Here is a 4,995-nt window from a genome sequence, read left to right on the forward strand (position 1 = left end):
ATCAGGCTGAACACGCTCCGCTTCCGTGCAGCTGTAAACTCTTTGCGTGCCGATCAAAAAATCGATGTACTCGCAATCTGTTACTTTAGCTTTGTTCATGTCGGCATGTTACTCTGTTTCTTCCAACTGCGTAACCCCTAATTGTATTCCCCTTCAGCGCGGTTCACGGGATTTACCTCCTGCCTGAACAACGTACCTCATGCGCAAAGAACCGCTGACAGCTTGCCGATATCAGACCCAAGCACTTGCGCATTCTACGCGCAAGCAGTTGCTCGTGTATCGAGCAAGAGGTTGCTCGATACACAGCCAAGCACTTGCTCATTCTACGGCCAAGTGGTTGCTCGCTTCACGACCAAGCAGTTGCTCGTATTTCGAGCAAGTGGTTGCCGATATCTTCTCCATTAAACTCATCAGTAGCGGACGATAGAACATGGAACATAACAGTGCGATAGTGATCGCCATGTTTGGGACTACAGTTGAATCAGCCCTTAAAGGGATCCTTAACATCCAGGACAAAATGACGGCCCGCTATCCAAATACGCCTGTGCGTTTCGCCTTCACCTCTAATATCATCCGCAAAAGATGGCAGAAGAGGGCTGCTGATCCAGAGTATCGCCAGCTCCATCCTGAAATCCCAACAGAGGTTTTTGAGGTTAAGACGGTCTTAGCGACCATTGCTGATCTCCAAGACCAGGGCTATGACTCGATTGTCCTGCAACCGACTCATATTGTGATGGGCGAGGAGTTTCTTGACCTCGGCACCTATGTTGATAGCCTGCTGCGCATGGGTACAATCAAAAAGAAGAAATACAAGCCATTTTATAAGATTGCCTTAGGACGGCCCGCCCTTGGCATGTATGGCACTGCCCATCCCTATGCCGAGGACATCCTGGCCGCAGCCAAGGCTCTAGCTTCAGATGCCGAGCTAGCTCGGTCAGCGCAAGCAGCACTAGTCTATATGGGCCACGGTAATGAGCATTTCCCTTCTGCAGGCTCTTATTTAGAATTGGCGCAGCAGATGCGCACGCTGTATCCTGATGTCGTAACCTTGATCGGCAATGTCGAGGGCTTTCCACCCCTCAGCAACGTGATCAACGAGCTAAAACGACTCGGCGTGCACAGGGTACTGCTCAAGCCTTTCATGATGGTGGCTGGCGATCATTCGGTCAACGATATGGCCGGGCCAGAGGAGGACTCCTGGAAGAGTGTGTTGGAGAAGAACGGCTGCACTGTTGTGGTTGCAGAGAGCGGCTTAGGCGAGATTGATGCTTTTGCCGAGCTGTTTGTTCGCAATGCAGGTGAGGCGGCGGCTGATGCAGGTATCAGCCTGAACGCGTGATGGCCGACTGCCACCTCCACAGTCGGCATAATGCACCCTGCGCAGTCCCTTATCCCTGGACTGCATATCCTCCGTCCACCACCAGCACTTGGCCGTGAATCATAGCCGCGCCTTGGCTACAGAGGAACAGTGCCAGATCTGCCACATCCTCTGGGGTGGTGAGGCGACCCAATGGTGTGCGCTCAAGCGAGCACCGGATGATCTCATCACGGTTGGGGAATTTCTTCAGCGCATCCGTATCAACCACGCCAGCACTGATGGTGTTGACTGTAATGCCCTTGGGGCCAAGCTCCACTGCTAAATGCCGCACCAGCGACTCCAAAGCTGCCTTTGAGGCTCCAACCACAGTATAATTCTGCACCGCCCGCACTGCGCCTAAGCTGGAGATAGCCAGTATCCGCCCGCCTGCCTCCATCAGCGGCACTGCCTGCTGGGTCAGGGTCAGCATGGCCCGCGCATTAATATCCATTGCCCAATCCCAGTGCCGCTGGGTCAGCTCTAACACCGGCTTCAGCACCCCAGAGGCGGCATTGGACACCAAAATGTCCAGCCGGATATAGGTGGTGCGAATCTGCGCGAACATGGCCCGCACATCCTCCTCTTCAGCGACATTCGCCTTAATAACCAAACAGCGCACGCCGTGCCGCTCGACCGCTGCTGACGTCTCTTCGGCATCGCTGCGGTGGCGGACATAGTTCACCACAATATCCGCGCCATGTTCCGCCAGCCGCAGGGCGATAGCCCGTCCTATGCCGCGTGATCCTCCGGTGACCAACGCCGTCTTTCCCCGCAGATTCAACATCCCTCATCTCCTGTACAAAATCTTTCAGTCTGCTGTCAGCCGGGCAAGCCGGGACAGTGGTGCATATTCAAAGGATTGTCTTTGCCGCTGAAATGTACCTTGCGAAGCTGTTCTTTGCAAGGGCTATGGTTCAAGCCAGGATAACCTGGTCTTAGAGAACAGCGTGAAGCTGGCGCAAAGCTCTGGGGGCAACTCGCCTGCTGGAGCGGCTTTTTCTACCATTTTACTCTATCCTGACCGCTGTTTCTGGAGCAGCAAGCGGTATGCGCTGCTTTTTAAGAAGCGGAAGAGATTGAAACGGACAGGAGAGAGCTGCTTAGGCACGATGAAGCCGTTCGCCTGAACCTCCTCGGGCCGCAGCAAGGGGAAGGTCAGCTGCGACAGCTCTGCGCCCTTCAGACCAGCGCGGCAGCAGGCAGCCATGACTGGGCTGATCTCCGCAGGAATATGCAGGATGCAATGCAGGGCTGTATCCATTGCTACAGGATTGGTTGAGGCCGCAACCAGCGAGAGCGGATAAGGCTGGCCCCATATTGGCCCGGTCTGGTGCATGGCAATGATGCCATCCATAAGGGTAAGAGAGGGCGACGGCAAGGCCAGTGGTATTTGCCCAAGACGGTCGAAGAACTTGTCCTGGGAGCCGCCATACAGCATGTGCCACCACGGTTTGCGCAGCCCGATCAGACAGCCGAAATAGTTTTTCACGGCCAGGGTTATCCGGGTCTGCGCGTGGGCCTTGACTCTGGGTAAATTAACCAGGAGATCGCAGTCCAGCACCTCCTGAGCGAAAACCGCAGTGCCGCCGCTCGGTAGCCGCAGCTTGCGGCCTTGGCTGAAGCTTTTGATCGGTACAGCCAGCCTAGCCAGCTCATCCGTAATACCCATTGCCCGCAGCACCATTTCCCCAGTACCAAAGGCAGGCGAGTCGCCAATACTAACCCTTGCCCCGCGTTCGATAAACCACCGGGCAACTGCAAGGATGAAAGCCCCTTCGGTGCAGGAGAGCAGGCTGTTCTTGGCGGCAATTAGGTTCGGCTTGAGCAAGACATTGGTCTGTGTCAGCGCAGGCAGTTCCATCTCGGTTAGCACCTGCGTCAGGGCTTCATCAAGCTCCGGCTGGTCGTAGCTGGAGCAGCGAGTTAGGACAACGGCAGTGGAATCAAGCTGCATGTGTTATACCTCTTTAAGCTGTGCGGCTGCTGATCGGCCAGCGAGCCAGCCAGTGGAAAAGGCGGCCTGGAGATTGTAACCACCCGTATCAGCCTGAAGATCAAGCAATTCCCCAGCTAAATAGAGACCAGCACAGAGCTTTGACTGCATGGTACGCGGATCCACCTCAGTCAGTTCTATCCCGCCTGCGGTGACGATGGCCTCTTTAAAGCTCCGGTAGCCAGTGACAGGAAAGGGGATACTCTTCAGCCAGCAGCGCAGCCGCTTGCGCTCTGCTGCCGTGACCTCTCCGGCCAGAGCTTCTGGCCGCAAGGCGGTTTCTCCGCAGCAGACAGGCACCAACTGCTCTGGTAACAGGCCGCGCAGCACCGAGGCCATCGTCTCTTTGCGTCGGTCAGCGAAATCGCGGAGCAAGCGAGCCTCCAGCTTCTGCTCGTCCAAGGCCGGTTTCAAATCTAACAGCAGACTAACCTGCTCGCCTAGCCGCAGCGCATCCACCATCAGCTTACTGAGAGTCAGAATGACAGGGCCGGATAGCCCGTATTTCATGAACAGTAGCTCACCAAAGGCATCTTCCTTGCGCTTACCGTTGATCAGCAGGCGCACCCCGACATTGCGGAGCTGTAACCCAGCCAAGCGTGCGGCCAGCCCGCCGCTGGTCTCTACCGGCACCAAGGCCGGACGAATAGGGACAATGCTGTGCCCTACCGCCTCCGCCAACCGATAGCCGTCACCGTTCGAACCTGTGGCAGGATAGGAGGCTCCGCCCGTCGCGAGAATCACGGCCCGACCTAACACGGCATTGCCATTGCAGAGCACACCGCGCACCTGGCCGTTCTCAACCAGTAGCTCTTCCACCCGCGAGCCAGGTCGGACTGAGACCGGCAGTTGCGCCACCCAATCGCGGAACACGCCAACCACGTCCGCTGCCCGGCCTTGCGCAGGAAACACCCTGCCGCCCCGCTCGATCACGGTTTCTAAACCATGCTCGGCAAAGAAAGAGAGCAGGTCTGGACTGAAGAATTGCTGGAAGCACTGGCGGAGGAACTTGCCATTTTTGCCAAAATGGGTGAGGAATTCTGGTAAGGCAGCTGTGTTGGTAAGGTTGCAACGGCCCTTGCCTGAGATATTGATCTTCCGACCTGGCTGGGCCATCTTCTCCAGTAACACCACCTCCACGCCTCTCTCTGCTGCTTGGCCCGCAGCCATCAACCCGGCAGCTCCGCCGCCAACGACAATGAGCCGGTTGTTCTTGGCAGGGACAGAGGCTGAGGTAGTAAGCAGAGGCATAGCTGGGCAAATGAGTAAAATGGAGAGGCAAAAATTGCTGTGCGGTTGATTGTACTCTAACCTGTGCTATCTTCTCAAGAGGAAGATCACCTACTGCGACAGGTGACAGGTTCAGTTGATCACTTCTACAGCAGCAGCTTGTAGATGGGAGCCAGGTTCACCCGGTTATCAACCGCATCGCAAGCATCACCAATGCCGTCGCTATTCTTGTCTTTCTGATCAGAGTTGGCTACGAGCGGGCAGTTGTCAGCACTATAGCTGTAGCGATATAAAAAGATCATATTATATCGTTCTGAAAAAGCTCCTCAACCGAGCATCGATATTTTTTCTGAGAGCTTTTGCCTGCGCCCATTTATGCTCAATCGGATTAAGATCAGGAGAGTAAGGTGGCAGG

The 4,995-nt window shown here is 55.7% G+C and carries 6 protein-coding genes; 1 reads left to right on the forward strand and 5 read right to left on the reverse strand.

The annotated features are described in order from the left end of the window. Window positions 1-430: 430 nt before the first annotated feature. Entirely contained in the window at window positions 431-1,339 is a 909-nt protein-coding gene (locus tag ACNKIB_RS12480; protein WP_417910896.1) for a sirohydrochlorin cobaltochelatase, read from the forward strand. Between the two features lie 49 nt (window positions 1,340-1,388). Here the strand turns inward: ACNKIB_RS12480 and fabL are convergent, their stop codons facing one another. From fabL to ACNKIB_RS12505, 5 genes are all read right to left on the reverse strand, one after another. Beyond that, window positions 1,389-2,141 (reverse strand): enoyl-[acyl-carrier-protein] reductase FabL, encoded by a 753-nt coding sequence (gene fabL / locus ACNKIB_RS12485; RefSeq protein WP_417910897.1) that lies wholly within the window; start codon window positions 2,139-2,141, stop codon window positions 1,389-1,391. A 228-nt stretch (window positions 2,142-2,369) separates the two neighbouring features. After that, window positions 2,370-3,311 carry a DUF362 domain-containing protein gene (locus tag ACNKIB_RS12490; RefSeq protein WP_417910898.1) on the reverse strand — a complete coding sequence of 314 codons (942 nt, stop codon included), beginning with the start codon at window positions 3,309-3,311 and terminating at the stop codon, window positions 2,370-2,372. Window positions 3,312-3,314: 3 nt separating this feature from the next. Continuing rightward, window positions 3,315-4,601: an NAD(P)/FAD-dependent oxidoreductase gene (locus ACNKIB_RS12495; protein WP_417910899.1), complete on the reverse strand. Its 1,287-nt coding sequence runs from the start codon at window positions 4,599-4,601 to the stop codon at window positions 3,315-3,317. A gap of 125 nt (window positions 4,602-4,726) precedes the next feature. Further along, on the reverse strand, window positions 4,727-4,882 hold the full coding sequence (locus ACNKIB_RS12500; protein WP_417910900.1) for a thrombospondin type 3 repeat-containing protein: 156 nt from the start codon (window positions 4,880-4,882) through the stop codon (window positions 4,727-4,729). Window position 4,883: 1 nt separating this feature from the next. Then, a complete protein-coding gene (locus tag ACNKIB_RS12505; RefSeq protein WP_417910901.1) occupies window positions 4,884-4,994 on the reverse strand; it encodes a hypothetical protein in 111 nt (36 codons plus the stop codon). Between the last annotated feature and the right edge of the window lies 1 nt (window position 4,995).

Origin of the sequence: Candidatus Electronema sp. PJ, assembly GCF_048287395.1 — a bacterium.
Classification (GTDB): Bacteria; Desulfobacterota; Desulfobulbia; order Desulfobulbales; family Desulfobulbaceae; genus Electronema.